Origin of the sequence: Sorangium sp. So ce836 (genome assembly GCF_028553905.1) — a bacterium.
GTDB classification, from domain to species: Bacteria; Myxococcota_A; Polyangia; order Polyangiales; family Polyangiaceae; genus Sorangium; species Sorangium cellulosum_D.
Genome location: NZ_CP102233.1, coordinates 7435431 through 7453128, shown reverse-complemented (window position 1 = coordinate 7453128; position 17698 = coordinate 7435431). Strand labels below are relative to the sequence as shown.

Annotated in this window: 9 protein-coding genes and 1 pseudogene; 8 read left to right on the top strand and 2 right to left on the bottom strand. The window is 72.1% G+C overall.

Translation table 11 applies throughout. The features are described from left to right. Positions 1 to 157: 157 nt before the first annotated feature. Complete coding sequence (locus NQZ70_RS26705) at positions 158 to 2971, bottom strand: kelch repeat-containing protein (protein WP_237244083.1); 2814 nt, start codon at positions 2969 to 2971, stop codon at positions 158 to 160. Positions 2972 to 3242: 271 nt separating this feature from the next. Continuing rightward, complete coding sequence (locus NQZ70_RS26700) at positions 3243 to 6020, bottom strand: bifunctional serine/threonine-protein kinase/ABC transporter substrate-binding protein (protein WP_129576730.1); 2778 nt, start codon at positions 6018 to 6020, stop codon at positions 3243 to 3245. A 102-nt stretch (positions 6021 to 6122) separates the two neighbouring features. Here NQZ70_RS26700 and NQZ70_RS26695 point away from each other — a divergent pair, with 102 nt between their 5' ends. From NQZ70_RS26695 to NQZ70_RS53460, 8 genes and pseudogenes are all read left to right on the top strand, one after another. Continuing rightward, positions 6123 to 6485, top strand: a complete 363-nt coding sequence (locus NQZ70_RS26695) for a hypothetical protein (RefSeq protein WP_237244082.1) — start codon at positions 6123 to 6125, stop codon at positions 6483 to 6485. A 282-nt stretch (positions 6486 to 6767) separates the two neighbouring features. Beyond that, positions 6768 to 8423, top strand: a complete 1656-nt coding sequence (locus NQZ70_RS26690) for a SulP family inorganic anion transporter (RefSeq protein WP_129576729.1) — start codon at positions 6768 to 6770, stop codon at positions 8421 to 8423. A gap of 113 nt (positions 8424 to 8536) precedes the next feature. Next, positions 8537 to 11593, top strand: a complete 3057-nt coding sequence (locus tag NQZ70_RS26685; RefSeq protein ID WP_129576728.1) for a YbcC family protein — start codon at positions 8537 to 8539, stop codon at positions 11591 to 11593. Continuing rightward, positions 11583 to 13007: a proton-conducting transporter membrane subunit gene (locus NQZ70_RS26680; RefSeq protein ID WP_129576727.1), complete on the top strand. Its 1425-nt coding sequence runs from the start codon at positions 11583 to 11585 to the stop codon at positions 13005 to 13007. Before NQZ70_RS26685 ends, NQZ70_RS26680 begins: the two co-directional genes overlap by 11 nt. Continuing rightward, complete coding sequence (locus tag NQZ70_RS26675) at positions 13004 to 14494, top strand: NuoM family protein (protein ID WP_129576726.1); 1491 nt, start codon at positions 13004 to 13006, stop codon at positions 14492 to 14494. The genes NQZ70_RS26680 and NQZ70_RS26675 overlap by 4 nt, the downstream gene beginning before the upstream one ends. A 229-nt stretch (positions 14495 to 14723) precedes the next feature. Then, positions 14724 to 16670: a phosphoenolpyruvate carboxykinase (GTP) gene (locus NQZ70_RS26670; protein ID WP_207217487.1), complete on the top strand. Its 1947-nt coding sequence runs from the start codon at positions 14724 to 14726 to the stop codon at positions 16668 to 16670. Between the two features lie 556 nt (positions 16671 to 17226). Then, positions 17227 to 17331 (top strand): annotated as a pseudogene (locus tag NQZ70_RS53465) (hypothetical protein); the annotation flags it as partial. A 160-nt stretch (positions 17332 to 17491) separates the two neighbouring features. Next, complete coding sequence (locus NQZ70_RS53460) at positions 17492 to 17629, top strand: hypothetical protein (RefSeq protein ID WP_408022441.1); 138 nt, start codon at positions 17492 to 17494, stop codon at positions 17627 to 17629. Positions 17630 to 17698 lie beyond the last annotated feature (69 nt).

Sequence of the window (17698 nt, the reverse complement as noted above, 5' to 3'; positions counted from 1 at the left end):
TTGCCAGCCGTTGGCCAGGCCAACTTGACGGCCGGCCCTTCGCGGAGGTGGTCGACCGCTTCGCGAGGCCGTGCGCGCTCAGGAGCCGCCGCTCAAGCACGAGCAGATCGCACGGCTGCGCAAGGCGCTGCCCCGGCTATGGCGGGCCTTGGGCGTTTCAGCGCCTGCGGCGGCGCGCGAGGAGGGCGCCCAGGGCCACGAGGGCCGCGAAGCCGCGCCCGCTGCTTTCTGCGGATCCGGCGGCGGCGCGGCAGCCGCCGTCCGGCGCCTCGCTGCCGCCGGTGCCGCTCACGCTAGCCATACCGCCCTGACCGTCGGAGCCGGCCATGCCGCCGGTGCCGCCGCCGGCCTCGCCCATTCCGCCCGCGCCGCCCATTCCACCGGAGCCGCCCGCGCCGCCGCTTCCGCCCTCACCGCCGGATCCGCTGGAGCCGCCCTGACCGCCTGCGCCGCCCATTCCACCGGAGCCGCCCCGACCGCCTGCGCCGCCCATTCCACCGGAGCCGCCTGCGCCGCCCATTCCACCGGAGCCGCCTGCGCCGCCCATTCCACCGGAGCCGCCTGCGCCGCCCATTCCACCGGAGCCGCCTGCGCCGCCCATTCCACCGGAGGCGCCCATTCCACCGGAGCCGCCCGCGGCGCCGCTTCCGCCGCTGCCCTCCGGGGTGATGCCGCCCTCGTAAATCTCCGCGCTTCGATGCGCCTCGGGGTCGCCGTCTCCGGACGAACACCCCGCAAGTAACCCACCGAAGACCAGGACGCGATTGCCATCGAGCAGCACGGACGACGGGGCGTCGCGTAGCCTGCTCATGTTCTGCAGCGTCGACCAGCCATTCGTCACGGGGCTGTACACCGCGGCGCTGCGGAGGGTGCACTCGTTGCCGCCGGTCCATTCCTTGCCGCCCGCGATGAGCACCATTCCGTTCCCGAGCAGCGTGGCCGTGTGACGTCGGCGCGCCACGTCCAGGGGCCCAGTCACGGTCCAGTCGTTCGTCGCCGGATCGTACACCTGCGCGTGCGGGACGCTCGCCGCGCCCGTGACCAGCACCCGACCATCGGCGAGCAGCGTCGCCGTGAAATCGGCGGGCGGCATGAGCAACGCTTGCGTGGGCGTCCAGGTATTCGTGGCCGGGTCATACCGATCGGCGCCGTCGCCGCTCACCACGAGCACGCTGCCGTCGAGCAGCCTCGTCGCCTTGTGCCCGGAATGCGCGAAGGTCAGCGTCCCGGCCGGGGAGAACGTCCCGGTGGCCGGGTCGTAAAGCTCCGCCGTCGCCGGGCTGCCTGCGCCGCCGCTCACCAGCACCTTCCCGCTGTGCAAGAGGACCGCCGAATGCCTCGAGCGCGAGACGCCGAGCGAACCCGTCACAGCCCAGGATCTCGTCGCCGGATCGTAGAGCTCGGCGACCGCCGACCCGCCGCCCACGACGAGGATACGAGCGTCCGGGAGCCCCAAGAGCGCGACGCTCGGATCGTGGTGCGCGACCATGGCGCCGGTGAGCGCCCACGTGTTGCTCGCCGGATCGTATGCCTCGGCCGTCGACGGAGAATCACCGCCCACGACGAGGATCTCGCCGGTCGAGACCCGGATCGACGCGGGCTTGCGGCGCGCGCGAGAGAGCGACGCGACGTCGCTCCAGGCGTTCGTCGCCGGATCGTAGATGTTCGCGGACAGGGTATCGTTCCAATCGTTGTCGTATCCGCCGGCCACGAGCACGCGGCCATCGGCGAGCTCGGCCCACGTGCCGTCTTGCCGCGGCACGGGCATGTTCCCGGCCGGCGTCCACGCGGGCTGGCAGCCGACCGGCTCATCCCCGACGCAAGCGCCCGCCTGGCAGACGCCGTTCGCCGTGCAACCGTCGGCGCCGCCGCAAACGGCACCGGTGAGCGGCGTGCAGGTGCCGTTCGCCGACGCGCCCGCGTCCACCGCGCAGGCGTCACACGAGCCCGCGTCACACGCGGTATCGCAGCAGACCCCGTCGACGCAGAAGCCGCTCGCGCATTCGCCCGCGAAGAGGCAAGGAGCGCCCGGGGCCGCGAGGGTGAGCACCTCGACGCTCGCGCTCCCGCCGCCGGCCACGAGCACCCGCCCGCCCGCGAGCGCCGTGGCGGTGTGGCCGCTCCGGCCCGTGTTGAGGTACTTGCCGAGCGACCACTTCCCGCTCGCCGGATCGTAGACCTCCGTGACCGCGCCGCCGCCGGCGACAAGCACGCGCCCATCGGCGAGCGGCGTGGCCGTGTGATCGTCGCGGGCGACGTTCAGCGGCGCCCCGGCCGTCCAGGTGTTGCTCGCCGGATCGTAGAGCGCCGCGCTGCGGTTCGTGGAGGTGAACCCCTCACCGCCGTAATCGGTGTATCCGCCGGCGACGAGCACCTTGCCATTCCCGAGGAGCGTCGCGGTGTGGCCTTTGCGGTTCTGGATCGAGCCCGCGGCGGTCCACGTGCCCGTGGCCGAATCGTAGCGCTCCGCGCTGCCGATGGGGTCGCCGGAGGGGCCCACCCCGGCCACCACGAGGACGTCGCCGTCCTGCAAGAGCGCGGCCGTGTGGGAGGAGCGCGCCTGCGCCATCGACCCCGCGTCGGTCCACGTATCCGCGACGGGATCGTAGATCTCGCTCGACCTCATCACCCACTCATCGAGCTCGCCGGCGGCCACGAGGATCCGGCCATCGGGCAGGAGCGTCGCGGTGTGGCGCTCGCGCGGGGTGAGGAGCGGCGCGGCGAGCGTCCATGTATCCGCGGCGGGGTCGTAGATCTCGACGGCTTCGGTCGCGCCGCCGGCCACGACGACCCGGCCGTCCGGAAGGAGCGTCGCGGTATGCCCCGTGTGCGGCGTGCTCATCGACGCGACGAGCGTCCATGTATTCGTGTCAGGGTCGTACACCTCGGCGGTGGCGCTCGCTCCACCGGCCACGAGGACCTTCCCGTCGAGCAACCGTGTCGCCGTGTGCCTGCTCCGGGCGACGTTCATCGGTGTCGCCACGTCCCAGCGTGGCGACGTGAGCGCGGCGGCAGCCGCCCCGATGCCGCGCTCGTTCGCGCGACTTCGTGGGTCATCGGCGCCATGGCATCCGAGCGCCGCGGCGAGCAGGGCAGGGGCGAGGCGGCGCAAGAATGAGGCTGAACGCACGCTAGACGATAGCGGTCTCAGCGCCTTGGCTGTCAAGAGAAAGCGACGGCCGCGGCGGAGAGCGCACCGTGGAGCTTCGTCCGTATCAAGCCTCGTGGGACGGGGGACGGCGTCAGTACCCGAGCCACTTTGGATCGAGCTCGATGGAATACTGGTCCACGAACCTGAACGCCACGCCCCCCGCGTCCCCGCTCGCGCGGATCGTGTACACCGACTCGTTCGCCTGAGGCCGATGGTCCGTCGGGCTGAAGGAGATCGGCCCCGCCGTCATCCCGTCGAGCACCACGTTCTGGAACGACTCCAGCGCGTTCTTCAGGTCCTCTCCCGTCGGCCGCTCCCGCCCCGCGTCGACAGCCCGCTCGACGGCCTCGCGCCACATCAGCGCCGCCGCGTGGCCCTGGACGTAGAACTGGTCCTGATACCGGTCGAGCGGGTGATCGTCCCTCTCCCGGTACGCCCGGTGGATCCGCAGCATCTCCGCCATACCGCTCGAATGCTGCGTGTCGCCGTAAATAGGGACCGGGAACAGCCCATAGAAGATGCCGGCGCAGTCGGCCCCGCAGATCGACAGCGTCCGCTCGCCGATCCCCCAGTTGTTCGCCATCACCCGCAGCTGCCAGCGCGCCTTCCCCGGGAACGCCTGCCCTGGAAACGCTTGCCCTGGAAACGCTTGCCCTGGAAACGCTTGCCCTGGAAACGCTTGATCGATGAGCCTCTGCGCGGCGGCGGCGCCCTTCCCGACGAAGGACGAAGACACGACGCTGTTGCCCGCCCAGAACCAGCTCGTCGGGACGTAGGACGGGTCCGCCCGCTTCTTCTCGATCTCTCTCTTTACATAGCGGGTCACCGCCTCGACGATGAGCCCCTCGTCCTCGAGGGAAGACGTCTGCGGCACGACGAGATCCTCGCCGAGCAGCATGCCGGGCAGGTGCTCCACGTACGATTTGCCGGCCGCCAGCGGATCGACGCAGTAAAGACACCGGTCGATCGTGTCGTGCACCATCGCGATGCGCCCGGGCGCGATCTTCCAGGCCGCCTTCACCCCGATGCGGATCGCGGTCGAATAGTCCGTGGCCGGGAAGAAGATGTACGGATAGCCCGGGCTCGTCTTGTGCTCGGTCGCCGTGATGCTCTGTCCGAGGGCGTTGAACTCGGCGTAGGGCACGTCCGCCGAGATCGGCACCGGCGTGGCGAGCGAGCCGGCGTACGAGCCGGGGATGATGAGCTTCTTCTCCTCCGCGAGCTTCGGCGCGACGCGCGTGGTCGGCCCGGTGCCGAAGATGAACAGCGTGGAGACCTCGCTCCACACAGGCTCCCGCCGCCACGCCGTGATGACCTCCTCCGTCCTCGCCGGGTCGTACTGCGCGTCCCTCATGTCGACGTCGATGGGACAGCCGCGGATCCCCCCCTGGCTGTCGTTGAGGTGACGCAGGTAATCGTAGACTCCGTAGCTGTACGGCGGCGCGATGTCGGTGGCCATCCCGGTGGCGCCCGTCGTGATCCGGACGCGGAGCGTCCCCGTGCAGTGGGCGCCCGCGGCCGCGGCGGACCCGGCGAGCGCGGCCGCTCCAGGGGCGACGGAGCGCGCCTGCCCCTCCGGGCGGCGCACGGAGATCGCCACCGCCGCGATCAGGGCGGCCACGCCGAGCGCCCCGATGAGGTAGCTGCGCTGCTGCGGCGTTCCGGCCGCGCGGAGGGCCGGCTTCAGGCTCGTCGAGTCGGACCTGGCTCGCACGGGGCCCGGCGGCCCCGTCGTCCGCTGCCCGATCTCCTCATCGAGGGGGGTCAGGGCCTGGAGGCGCCGCCCGTCCGAGCCCTCGATCGCGCTCGGGCGGGACAGGCGGGGCTCCAGGATCGCGCTCGGGCGGCCCGCGCCCTGCTCGATGTACGCCTTGATCTGCCGCTGCATGCTGGCGCGGCGCTCCGCGAACACGGCCAGCATCCGCGCGCCGATCTCGTCGGACCGGACGTCCTCGCCGGAGCCGCGCAGGTAGTCCTCGAGCGCCGCGCGCATCTCCTGCGCGGTCGCGTACCGCTTCGCCGGGTCGCGCTCCAGCGCCCGCGCGACGATGGCGTCGAGCGCCGGCGGGATGTCCGGGTGGACGAGCGAGGGCCGCTGGATCTCGTCCACGGCCGTGAGCTTCCAGAGCGCGCTCACGGCGTCGCCCCCGAAGAGCCGCTCCCGCGTGAGGAGCTCCCAGAGCACGATCCCGGCCACGAAGACGTCGGCCCGCCGGTCGATCCCCGCGCTGTCGGCCGCCTGCTCGGGCGCCATGTAGGACGTCTTGCCCTTCAGCTTCCCGGTCTCGGTGAGGTTCGTGTTGATGGACGCCTTGGCGATGCCGAAGTCGAGCAGCTTCACCGCGCCGTCGTACGTGACGAAGATGTTGTGCGGGGAGACGTCGCGGTGAACGATGCCGAGCGGCGTGCCGTCGTAATCGCAGAGCTCGTGCGCGTAATGGAGGCCGCCCAGCACGTCGGCCACGATGCGGACCCAGACGCCGCGCGTGAAGCCGTCCGCGCCCGGCTCCCCCTGGACCACCGCCCTCATGATCGCGTTGAGCGGCTGGCCCTCCAGGTACTCCATCACGGTGAAGTAGCCGGCATCGTCCACGCCGACCTCGTAGGTCTGGACGATGTTCGGGTGGTTGAGGCGCGCCGACAGCTTCGCCTCGTCGAGGAACATGGTGACGATCGTCTCGCCGTCGCCGCCCACGCCGCGGTGGCGCTTGACGACGACGAGCTTGTTGAACGACCCCGGCCCCCGCGCGATCGCCAGGAACACGTCGCCCATACCGCCCCGGCCGAGCTTCGCGATCGGGCGGTACTTGCCCATGATCGCCGTCTGGGTCGGCTCCGCGTCCGAGCTGTCTTGACCCGTGCCCACCATGCCCCCGGCCGTCCTCAGACGCGCGCGCCGCTCCGAGGGAACTCGCTATGGGAGCAAAGACCGGTATCCCTGTCAACGCCCCCGGCCCGAGGCGCGGGCCGGATGACCGCGGCGGGGCTCGCCGCTGGTCGCGTTGGTTGTGCGCGCAGCGGCGTCGGCACCCGCTCGGGGTACTCGTTCGCGCACACGCTGCAGCAAGGCGGCGCCGCGGCGCTGATCGGGAGCGGCGCGGTCATCACCGCGGTCGTCGCGTTCGGGACGCTGCTCGTCGGCTACCGGCTGCTCCGGATCCCGATGGGGACCCTCACCGGCATGCTCGCCGGCATCCAGACGCAGCCCGCGGTGCTCGCGTTCAGCCTGGAGCAGGCGCGCAGCGACGCGCCGAACACGGGGTACGCCTCGGTCTACCCGGTGGCGACGCTGGTGAAGATCGTGGCGGCGCAGCTCCTCGTGCGGCTGCTCTGACGAGCCGCCCGCCGGGGCGGTGAGATCCGCGACGCGCGCGATCGGCCTCACCCAGGCGCCGCGCTGTACCGGTCGGACATCGCAGGACACGAGGCGGGGACCGCGGTCGGTCAGCGCCCGGGCCGATCGTCGATGCGCGTACGGTAGAATAGTACAGCGTAGGTGTTCGCGAAAACTTTTTGAAACATTGTGTGAGCCGGGGGCTGGAAAGCAGTCACTCGGTCTCCTAGCGGTCGGGCGGAGGTGGCGGGACTCACGTCCTGCCGAAGAACGACTACTGCCATGCCCATGCCAAACATCCCGGACCCACCAGAGCCAGCACCGACAGCGCCGGCTCCATCGACGTGGAAGTCCGATCTCGTCTCAGGGTTCCTCGTCTTCTTGATCGCTCTCCCGCTCTCCCTCGGCATCGCCATGGCGAGCGGATTCCCCCCCATCGCAGGTGTGCTTACCGCCGTCGTCGGCGGCGTCATCGCCACCTGGCTCGGCAGCGCGCCCCTCACCATCAAGGGCCCGGCCGCGGGGCTCATCGTCATCGCGCTCGGCGCGGTGCAGGAGCTCGGCGGCGGGGACAACGCGACAGGCTACCGCCGCGCGCTCGCCTGCATCGTCGTCGCCGCCGCGGCGCAGATCGCCTTCGCGCTCGCGCGCGCCGGCACCCTCGGCGACTTCTTCCCCTCCTCGGTGGTGCACGGCATGCTCGCGGCCATCGGGATCATCATCTGCTCGAAGCAGGTCCACACGCTCCTCGGCGTCACCCCGACATCCAAGGCGCCGCTCCACCTGCTCCTGGAGATCCCGGCCAGCGTCCTGCGGATGAACCCCGAGATCGCCCTGATAGGCGTCCTGTCGCTCGTCCTCCTGTTCGGCTATCCGGCGGTGGCCAGGAGGACGCGGTGGATGCAGAAGATCCCCGCGCCGCTCCTCGTGCTCGCGGCCTCGATACCGCTCGCGTTCGTCTTCGACCTCGAGCACGAGCACACGTACACGCTGTCGGTGACGGATTCGGTCCACACGATCGGGCCGAAGTTCCTCGTCACCCTGCCGGGGAACCTGACCCAGGCCATCGCCTTTCCGGACTTCAGCCAGGTCGCCACGCCCGCGTCCATGAAGTATGTCCTGATGTTCTCCCTCGTGGGAAGCATCGAGTCGCTGCTGTCCACGAAGGCGGTCGGCTCCCTCGATCCCGAGAAGCGCCGCCCCGACCTCGACAGGGACCTGCTCGCCACCGGCGCCGGCAACCTCGTCGCGGGCCTGCTCGGCGGGCTGCCCATGATCTCGGAGATCGTCCGCAGCTCCGCCAACATCGGCTACGGCGCGAGGAGCCGGCTCTCGAACTTCTTCCACGGCGCCTTCCTCCTGCTGTTCGTCGCGTTCGCGCCGGGGCTCATCCACCGCATCCCGCTCGCCGCGCTCGCCGCGATGCTCACCTTCACGGGCATCCGCCTCGCGTCTCCCACGGAGTTCGTGAAGACGTTCCGCATCGGCAAGGAGCAGCTCGCGGTCTTCGTCGCCACCGCCGCGATCACCATCGCGACCGATCTGCTCGTGGGGGTCGTGGCCGGGATCGCCGTGGAGATGTTCCTCCACGTGCTCCACGGCGCGCCGCTCCGCAACCTCTTCCGGCCCGAGATCGAGGAGCACGTCGAGGGCGGACGGCTCGTGCTGCGCGTCAAGCAGGCCGCCGTCTTCAGCAATTACCTCTCGATCAAGCGGCGGCTCGCGCGGCACCGGGACGCCCCTGCCATCGAGATCGACTTCGCCGCTACCCGCCTGGTCGATCACACGGTCATGGCCAACCTGCACGACCTCAAGGCCCTGCTCGAGCGCGAGGGGCGGACGCTCTCGCTGTCGGGCCTCGACGAACACGGCCCGATGTCGTCGCACCCGCTCTCCGCGCGGAAGAAGGTGGCCTTCGCGCCCGCGGTGAGCCGGTGAGCCGCTGAGCCCGCACGGCGCGCGCGCGAGGTGCACGAGTTGCGCGAGGTGCGCGAAAGCTGCGCGTGCGCGCCGCGCTTTTTGGAGCGATACTCAGGAGACGTACGATTGACATGAACGATCCAAGTGCGAAGTCCAGCGCAGGTGAAGCTCCAGAAGAGCGCCTGCGCATCGCCCTCCAGCACGCCGGTCACCTCCTGCCATCGCAGGGGCCCATCGGCGTGTTCGTCCACCACAACACGCTGCACGCGTTTCAGCACCTGCCGTTCCACGACGCGCTCGCAGCGGCGAGCGCGCTGTTCGGGGCAGAGCCGTACCTCTCCGAGGCGGAGTACCGCGCGCACATCGCGTCGGGCCGGATCGGCGACCAGGACCTCGAGGCGGCGCTCGCCGAGCGCTTCGCCGACCGGCCTGACGAGCGCCGCGGCCCGCTGTCACGCAACGAGATCGAGCGCCTCGCGCTGCGCTTTCCCATCGAGGCCGCCACCGAGGCGGGGCTCCGGTGGCGCATCGCCGAGGCGGGAGAGACGCGCGGGCTGAGGCCCGACCTCCCGTCCGAGCCGCGCCGCCGGATCCTCGTCGGTACGGCGCGATGGCTGGTCGAGCGCCCCGAGGCCGCCGTGCGCCTCGTCGCGCAGGCCGGCTACGACCTGGAGGTCCGCGCCGCGCTCGCCCTCTGGGACGCGTGCCGCCGCGTGCCGCTGCCGCCGGCGCCGTCCGCCGAGGTGCCGCTCGCCGACCGCGTGGGCGTCGATCGATCACACCGCGATCTGCTGCTCGCGCTCACGGGGGAAGATCCGGCCGAGCTCATCGATCCGCTCTTCATCCGGCTCCTCGGCGCCTACCTCGACGAGGGCGTCGCGCACTGGGTGATGCCGGACCGCGCGCAGGGGCTCTTCCGCGCGTTCCGCAGCCTCGTGCTGGAGGGCGCGAGGCCGGCCGGCGCGCACCTCGCCGGGCTCGACGCGGAGCTCGGCCGGCTCGGGGCGGACGCGTCGCCCGCGGCCGTCGTCACCGGCGCCCTGCGCGAGCTCGGCGTCGCGGAGGACCGCTGGGAAGGTTACGTGACGCGGGTCCTGCTCGAGCTGCCGGGCTGGGCCGGCATGGTCCACCGGCTCGAGCACACCCCGGGCGACCGGCCGCACGGCGCGCCGCCCGCTTCGCTGCTCGAGTACCTCGCGGTGCGCCTGACCCTCGCCCGGTACGCCCTGCGCGACGTGGCGCGCCGGCGGCTCGGGTTCGAGGGGCCCCTCGCGGGGCTCGTCGAGCACGCCCGGCTCGCCGCGAGGCGCGCCGGGCCGCCGCCGCGCTCGCCCGACAGCGATCGGCCGTTCCTCCTGTTCCACCTCGCGCAGCTCGCGGGGCTGTCGGTCGCCGAGGTGGAGGCGCTCCCGCAGGCCGAGCGCGTCTGGGCGCTGGAGGTGCTCGAGGCGTTCGACGAGACGACGCGGCGGCGCCTCCTGCACGAGGCGTACGAGCATCACCACCGGGTCGAGGTGCTGCACGGCATCGCGGCGAACCTGCGCCGCCCGGCGTACGAGCGCGCGGTCCTGGCCCCTCGGTTCCAGCTCGCCCTGTGCATCGACGACCGCTGCGAGGGCCTCCGGAGGCACTTCGAGGAGCTCTCCCCGCGGCACGAGACCCTCGGCATCGCCGGCTTCTTCGGCGTGCCGATCCGGTTCCGCGGGCTCGACGACGCCGGCCACGTGAGCCTCTGCCCCGTCGGCGTCGAGCCCGCGCACGAGATCGTCGAGCGGCCCCGCGAGGAGGGCGCCTTCCACCTCCGCAAGGCGCGCCGCAGGCGCTGGGCGCGCTTCGTCCACACGCTCGGGCACGGGACCCGGACCCTCTCGCGCGGCCTCCTGCTCACGCCGACCCTGGGGCTGCTCTCCACGATCCCGCTCGTCGGGCGCGTCCTGTTCCCGAGGGCGTTCGCGCGGCTGCGCCGCGCCCTCGAGCGCCGCCTCCTGCCGGCGGTGCCGACCCACCTCCACAGCCCGCACGGGGAGGGGGCTCCGGCGGGAAGCGGGGGGGCGCCCTTCACGGCCGCCGAGAAGGCCGCGAGGGTGGCCGCGACGCTCGAGATCATGGGGCTCACCCGCCGCTTCGCGCCGGTCGTGGCGGTGCTCGGCCACGGCGCGTCCAGCGTGAACAACCCGCACCAGTCCGCGTACGACTGCGGCGCGTGCGGCGGCCGGCACGGCGGCCCGAACGCGCGGCTGTTCGCCGCCATGGCCAACGACCAGGAGGTGCGCGCGCTGCTCCGCGGCCGCGGCATCGACATCCCGGACGGGACCTTCTTCCTCGGCGGGATGAACAACACGACGACGGAGGAGATCGTCTTCTACGACGAGCACCTCGCGCCGGCGTCGCACCGAGGCGAGATCGAGGCGCTCAAGCAGGCCCTCGGCGAGGCGCGCAAGCGGCACGCGCACGAGCGCTGCCGCCGCTTCGCGTCGGCATCGGAGCGCCTGAGCCCCGAGCAGGCGCTCGCGCACGTCGAGGCGCGCGCCGTGGACCTCAGCGAGGCCCGGCCCGAGCTCGGGCACGCGACCAACGCCGTCTGCGTGATCGGCCGCCGCGAGCTCACCCACGGGATGTTCCTCGACCGCCGAGCGTTCCTCGTCTCGTACGACCCGACCCAGGACCCGACCGGGGCGATCCTCGAGCGCGTCCTGCTCTCCGCGGGTCCGGTCGGGGCGGGGATCAACCTCGAGTACTACTTCTCCCGCGTCGACAACCTCCGCTACGGCGCCGGGACCAAGCTGCCGCACAACCTCGCCTCGCTGCTCGGCGTCATGGACGGCTCGCTGAGCGATCTGCGCACCGGCCTGCCGAAGCAGATGATCGAGATCCACGAGCCGGTGCGCATGCTCACCGTCGTGGAGGCGAGCGCGGCGACGGCCGCGGCGATCTGCGCGCGGCAGCCGGCGCTCCGCGAGCTCGTCGTCAACGGCTGGATCCAGCTCGTCTGCATCGACCCGGCGACGGGCCGGTTCGAGCGCTTCACCCGCGGCGCCTTCGCGCCGTTCACGCCGCCGGAGCACCCGCTGCCCGCGGTCCAGCGGTCCGTCGACTGGTACGCGGGCAAGCGCGGCTTCATCCCGCCCGCCATCGTCCGCGCCGCGCTTCCACGGTCCCAGACGGAGATCTCTTACCATGCTGCCTGACATCCTCCTCGGCAGGCTCGCCGCGGTCGCCGTGCTCTCGCCGGCGGTCGCGTTCGCGGCGCTCGGCGCCTACCTGCTCCTCCTGCGCACGCCGAGCGAGCGCGTCGTGTCGGGCGTCGTGCTGTCGGCGCTCTCGCTCTCGCTCGTCGCCTCGCTGGTCGCCTGGGGCTCGTCCGTCGTGGCGCCCTACGCCTTCCTCTCGGTGGATCTCGGGCACTGGTTCGAGGTCTCGGGCTACGCGTTCGACATCGTCCTGCTCGTCGACCGGCTGTCGACGACGATGATGGTGCTCGTCTCGCTGATCGCGCTCGTCACCGGCAGGTTCTCGGTCGCGTACCTGCACCGCGAGCCGGGGTTCGCGCGGTTCTTCCTGCTCCTCGCCCTGTTCTCGGCGGGCATGCTGGCGCTCGTGTCCGCGGGGAGCATGGACCAGCTCTTCGTCGGCTGGGAGCTCGTCGGCGGGACGAGCGTGCTCCTCGTGGCGTTCTTCCACGAGCGCGCGGCGCCGGCGCGGGCGGCGCTGCGCGTCTACATCACCTACCGGCTCTGCGACGTGGGGCTGCTCGTCGGCGCGGTGCTCATGCACTCGCTCGCCGGCTCGGCCAACTTCGGCGAGGTGTTCGGCGGCGCCCCGTGGCCCGGGTCCGCCGCCGCGATCGGCGCCTCCGGGGCCACGGCGATCGCGCTGTGCCTGTTCTTCGCCGCGATGGGCAAGAGCGCGCAGTTCCCCGTCGGGACCTGGCTGCCGCGGGCGATGGAGGGGCCGACGCCGTCGAGCGCGCTCTTCTACGGCGCGATCTCGATCCACGCGGGCGTGTACCTGATGCTGCGCGCGGCCCCCGTGCTCGAGCGCTCGCCCGTGGCGAGCGCGGTGGTGGCCTGCGTCGGGGCGCTGACGGCCGTCTACGGGACGCTGGTGGGCCGGGTGCAGGCGGACGTGAAGAGCGCGCTCGCGTACGCGACGATGTCGCAGGTCGGGATCATGTTCGTGGAGATCGGGCTCGGGTACTACCGGCTCGCGCTGGTGCACCTCTTCGCGCACGCGTGCCTCCGGTGCCTGCAGATGCTGCGCGCGCCCGCGGCGCTCCGCGACGCGCAGGAGATCCGGGCCGCGCACGCCAGCGAGCCGCTGCCGCACCTCGCGATCGCCGCCCGCGTGCTGCCGGCGTCGCTCGTGCGGCGCGCGTACTGGGCCTCCCTCGATCGCTTCCAGGTGGAGGTGCTGCAGCAGCGGTTCATCGCGGCGCCGCTCATGCGCCTCGGGCAGGTGATCGACGGCTTCGAGCGCCGCTGGGTCGCGGCGCTGAGCGGCCTCGCCGAGCGCGACGAGGGCCGCGCCGCCGAGGCGGGCGCTCGCGGCGAGCGCGCGGGCGCGGCGGCGCCGGCGCCCCAGACGAAGGGGGCGCGGTCATGAGCATGTTCCTGATCCTCTCGGCGACGATCCTCGCGCCCGCGCTCGCCGCGCTCTCGGTCGCCTGCGCGCGCAGCGACGCCGCCGCGCGGCGCGTGGCCGTCGCCGGCGCGGCGCTCACCCTCGGGCTCTCGCTCGTCGCGCTCGCGCTGTTCCACGCGGCCGGCGGCGCCGCGGTCGACGCGATCGGCCCCGCCGTGCCGCTCCTCGGCGTGCGCCTCCGCCTCGTCCTCAACGGCTTCAGCGTCTCCCTGCTCCCGCTGCTCGGCGCCACGCTGCTCGCCCTGATCGCCGCGGGCCCGCGCGCCGCGCTCGATCGGCGGAGCCTCGCGGCGGTGCTCGCCACCGGCAGCGCCATCCTCGGCGTCTACTGCGCCGCGGACCTCGTGGTGCTCGCCGCGGCGTGGGTCGCCGCGTTCCTGCCGGGCGCGCGCCTCATCGCGCGGCGGGGCGCGGCCGATCAGCTCCTCCGGCGCACCTACCGCATCTTCCTCCTCGGCGGCACGGCGCCGCTCGTCCTGGCGCTCGGCGTCATGGCCGCGCTCGCCGCGCGGCGCGGCGCGGCGCCGCCGTTCGACATCCAGGAGGTCGCTCGCGCGGGCATCCCGGAGGCGTGGCAGTCGCCGCTCTTCGCGCTCATCGGCATCTCGGTGCTGATGCGCATGGCCGCCGTGCCGTTCCACGGCTGGCTGCCGGTGCTGCTCGAGCGCGGGCCGCTCGGGGTGACCGTGCTGCTCGCGGAGATGCAGGTCGGCGTCTGCGTGCTCGTGCGCGTGGTGGTGCCGCTCCTGCCGGAGAGCTGCGCCGAGGACATGCCGGTCCTCGCCGCGCTGGGGCTCTTCAGCGCCCTGCACGGCGCCGTCCTCGCGCTCACGCAGACCGATCTCCGCCGCATGATCGGGTACCTCGTGGCGAGCCAGAAGGGGCTCGTGCTCCTCGGGATCGCGTCGATGAACCCGCAGAGCCTGAGCGGCGCGCTGCTCCAGAGCTTCGCCCTGTCGATCGCGGTCACCGGGGTGACGATGGTCGTCTGGGCGATCGAGGCGCGCACGGGCACCGCGGACGTGAGGGAGCTCGGCGGCCTCGTGGCGAGGACGCCGCGCATGGCCGCGTTCTTCCTCCTGCTCGCGTGCGCGACGATCGGGCTCCCGGGGGCGCTGACGTTCATCGGCGAGGATCTGCTCCTGCACGGGGTTTTGCACGTCCACCCCGTGTTCGCGGTGCTGATGCTGGGCGCGACGGCGCTCAACGGGATCACGATGTTCCGCGCGTTCAAGCGCACCTTCCTCGGCCCGCTCCCCCGCGGCGCGAAGGGCGCCGCCATGGTGGAGCCGCTCCTGTTCCGCGAGCGCGCGGCGCTGCTCTCGCTGCTGGCGCTCACCGTGGCCCTGGGCGTCGCGCCGTCGCGGCTGCTCGCGCTGCACGCGCCGGTGGTCGAGCGGGTCCTCGCCGTCGCGGGCGACGCGACGGCCCACGGGCACGCAGAGTAGCCCCTCTCGTCTCTCTCACGCCGCGCGTGCGTGGGCTGACCCCGCGCTCCTGGCTCAGCGCACGGTTTGCTCCGGGGCGCACCTGGTGCGCGCGACACCCCGAGGCGGCCGGGCTCAGGGAGGATCGGTGCAGCCAACCGGGCGCATTTCGGCCAGAATCGACGCATGGGCGGGCAGGGGCCTGCGCCTTGCAAACCCGCTCGACCCAGAGAGCCAGGAGGGTACGCCAGTGTCCGTAGCAACCAGCCAGAGCAGCCAGAACTCGGTCCATTCGGAGCCGCCGCCGCCGGTCTCGATCCCCGGGCTCCGCGCGTCGATCGCCAACGAGAAGCTCCGGCAGTGGATCGCGGAGGTCGTCGCCCTGTGCCAGCCGGACAAGGTGCACGTGTGCGACGGCTCGAAGGAGGAGTACGACGCGCTCTGCGACCAGATGGTCAAGGCCGGGACGCTCATCCGCCTGAACCCGGAGAAGCGCCCGGACAGCTACCTCGCGCGCTCGGACCCGAGCGACGTGGCGCGGGTCGAGGACCGCACGTTCATCTGCAGCCGCCGCAAGCAGGACGCCGGCCCCACGAACAACTGGGCCGATCCGCAGGAGATGAAGGCCACGCTGCGCCGGCTCTTCGCCGGGTCGATGCGGGGCCGGACGCTCTACGTCATCCCGTTCAGCATGGGCCCGGTGGGCTCGCCCTATTCGCACATCGGCGTGGAGCTCAGCGACTCGCCGTACGTCGCCGCGAGCATGCGGATCATGACGCGCATGGGGCGCAAGGTGCTCGACGTGCTCGGGGACGGCGATTTCGTCCCGTGCCTGCACTCGGTCGGCATGCCGCTCGCCCCGGGGCAGGCGGACGTGCCGTGGCCGTGTAACGCGGAGCACAAGTACATCGTCCACTTCCCGGGGGAGCGGCTGATCTGGTCGTACGGGAGCGGCTATGGCGGCAACGCGCTGCTCGGCAAGAAGTGCTTTGCGCTGCGCATCGCGTCGGTGCTCGGCCGGGAGCAGGGGTGGCTCGCCGAGCACATGCTGATCCTGGGCGTCGAGTCGCCGAAGGGCGAGAAGACGTATGTCGCCGCGGCGTTCCCGAGCGCGTGCGGCAAGACGAACTTCGCGATGCTCATCCCGCCGAAGGCGTTCGCGGGCTGGAAGGTGACGACGGTGGGCGACGACATCGCGTGGATGAAGCCCGGGCGGGACGGGCAGCTCTACGCGATCAACCCCGAGGCGGGGTATTTCGGCGTGGCCCCGGGGACGTCGGAGAAGTCGAACGCGAACGCGATGGCGACCATCCGGAAGGGGACGATCTTCACGAACGTCGGGCTCACGCCCGACGGCGACGTCTGGTGGGAGGGGATGACGGACGAGCCGCCGCCGGAGCTCATCGACTGGCAGGGGAAGCCCTGGACGCCGGACTGCGGGCGCAAGGCGGCCCACCCGAACGCGCGCTTCACGGCCCCTGCGTCGCAGTGTCCGTCGCTCGACCCGCGCTGGGACGACCCGAACGGGGTGCCCATCAGCGCGATCGTCTTCGGCGGGCGGCGGGCGACGACGGTGCCGCTCGTGTACCAGTCGTTCAACTGGAGCTTCGGCGTGTACATGGCGGCGACGATCGGCTCGGAGATGACGGCCGCGGCCGCCGGCACCATCGGCCAGGTCCGCCGCGACCCGATGGCGATGCTGCCGTTCTGCGGCTACCACATGGGCGATTACTTCAACCACTGGCTGCAGATGGGGCGGCAGATCGTCAATCCGCCCCGCATCTTCTCGGTGAACTGGTTCCGCAAGGACGATCAGGGCAACTTCCTCTGGCCGGGCTTCGGCGAGAACATGCGTGTCCTCAAGTGGATCGTCGATCGCGTGCACGGCCGCGGCTTCGCCGAGGAGAGCCCGCTCGGCTGGATGCCGCGCTACGAGGACATCGAGTGGCGGGGCATGGAGCGCTTCTCGAAGGAGAAGTTCTACCAGCTCATGGCGGTGGACAGGGAGGCGTGGAAGGTCGAGTTCGGCTCGCACCGGGAGCTCTTCGAGCGGCTCTACGACCGGCTGCCCAAGGAGTTCTTCCTGATGCGCGAGCTGCTCCTGTCGCAGCTCTGGCGCTCGCCGGAGCGGTGGGAGCTCGCGCCCGAGCGCTACCTCGAGGAGCACGACGACGACGGCGAGGCGAGCGCCTCCTAGCCTGGAGCGCCGAACAGGTCAGCTAAATTCAGTACGTTGCGGCACCCGCCGGCTCCGCCGAGGAGCAAGCTGGAACAGCACGGCATGCAGCAAGGGGCGAGCCCGCGAGGGCGCAAGAGGCGCAAGGGGACAGAGATGGAATGAGATTCTTCTCCTCCCCTGCGTCCCTTGCGGTCCTCTTCCCATCAATCGATTGTCGCCGAATTTTAACGTAATCGGCGTTCTCGCTTGGCCTCGTCCGGCTACGCCCCCGGCGCCTCGGAGAGCTTGTCATGAACGGAATCTAAGGAGCGGACGCGCCTGCGCGAGCTCATGAAGGGCTCGCTCGTCGCGGCACGGGGAGCGCGCCGTGCAACTGCCCCGCGTCGCTCGTCCGCTACGTCTACCGGACGAAGGAGCGCGTCGCTACGGCGAGGCGGATCTGGAGCTGGTGCAAGAAGTGGCGCACCGGGCCGTGATCGCGATCGACAACGCGCGGCTCTACAAGGCCGCCCAGGAGGCCGTCCGCGCGCGGGACGAGTTCCTCACCGTGGCGACGCACGAGCTCGACACGCCGATGACGTCGCTCACCCTCACGCTAGAGGCCGTCCGCCGGGCCCTCGAGCCGGGCCGGCGCTGGGACCCGCACGCCATGGGCCGGCAGGTCGACCGCGCGCTGCGGCAGGCGACGCGCCTGACCCGCCTGCACGACGAGCTCCTCGACGTCTCGCGGAGCCAGGAGGATCGGCTCACGCTCGAGGTCGCGGAGGTCGACCTCGAGGCGGTCGTCCGCGACGTGATCGCGCGGCTCAAGCTGGATCTGGCTGGGGCTCGGCCTCTACATGAGCCGGAGGATCGCGGACGCGCACGGCGGCTCGATCCGCGTCCGGAGCGCGCTCGGCGCCGGCGCCACGTTCCTCGTCGAGCTCCCGTGCGCCGGGCCGCCGCGCGCCGGCGAGCCGAGCTCGCCGCCGGGCTGAGCGGCCGGGCGTGCACATGAGCCAGGGATCCCTGCTCGTCGGCGCCTGCGAGGTGCACCGCGGAACTGC

Excerpts from the sequence above, each read along its gene's own strand:
- NQZ70_RS26705 (WP_237244083.1), bottom strand. The coding sequence starts at position 2,971 with ATGAACGTCGCCCGGAGCAGGCACACGGCGACACGGTTGCTCGACGGG.
- NQZ70_RS26700 (WP_129576730.1), bottom strand. The coding sequence starts at position 6,020 with ATGGTGGGCACGGGTCAAGACAGCTCGGACGCGGAGCCGACCCAGACG.
- NQZ70_RS26695 (WP_237244082.1), top strand. The coding sequence starts at position 6,123 with ATGACCGCGGCGGGGCTCGCCGCTGGTCGCGTTGGTTGTGCGCGCAGC.
- NQZ70_RS26690 (WP_129576729.1), top strand. The coding sequence starts at position 6,768 with ATGCCCATGCCAAACATCCCGGACCCACCAGAGCCAGCACCGACAGCG.
- NQZ70_RS26685 (WP_129576728.1), top strand. The coding sequence starts at position 8,537 with ATGAACGATCCAAGTGCGAAGTCCAGCGCAGGTGAAGCTCCAGAAGAG.
- NQZ70_RS26680 (WP_129576727.1), top strand. The coding sequence starts at position 11,583 with ATGCTGCCTGACATCCTCCTCGGCAGGCTCGCCGCGGTCGCCGTGCTC.
- NQZ70_RS26675 (WP_129576726.1), top strand. The coding sequence starts at position 13,004 with ATGAGCATGTTCCTGATCCTCTCGGCGACGATCCTCGCGCCCGCGCTC.
- NQZ70_RS53460 (WP_408022441.1), top strand. The coding sequence starts at position 17,492 with ATGAGCCGGAGGATCGCGGACGCGCACGGCGGCTCGATCCGCGTCCGG.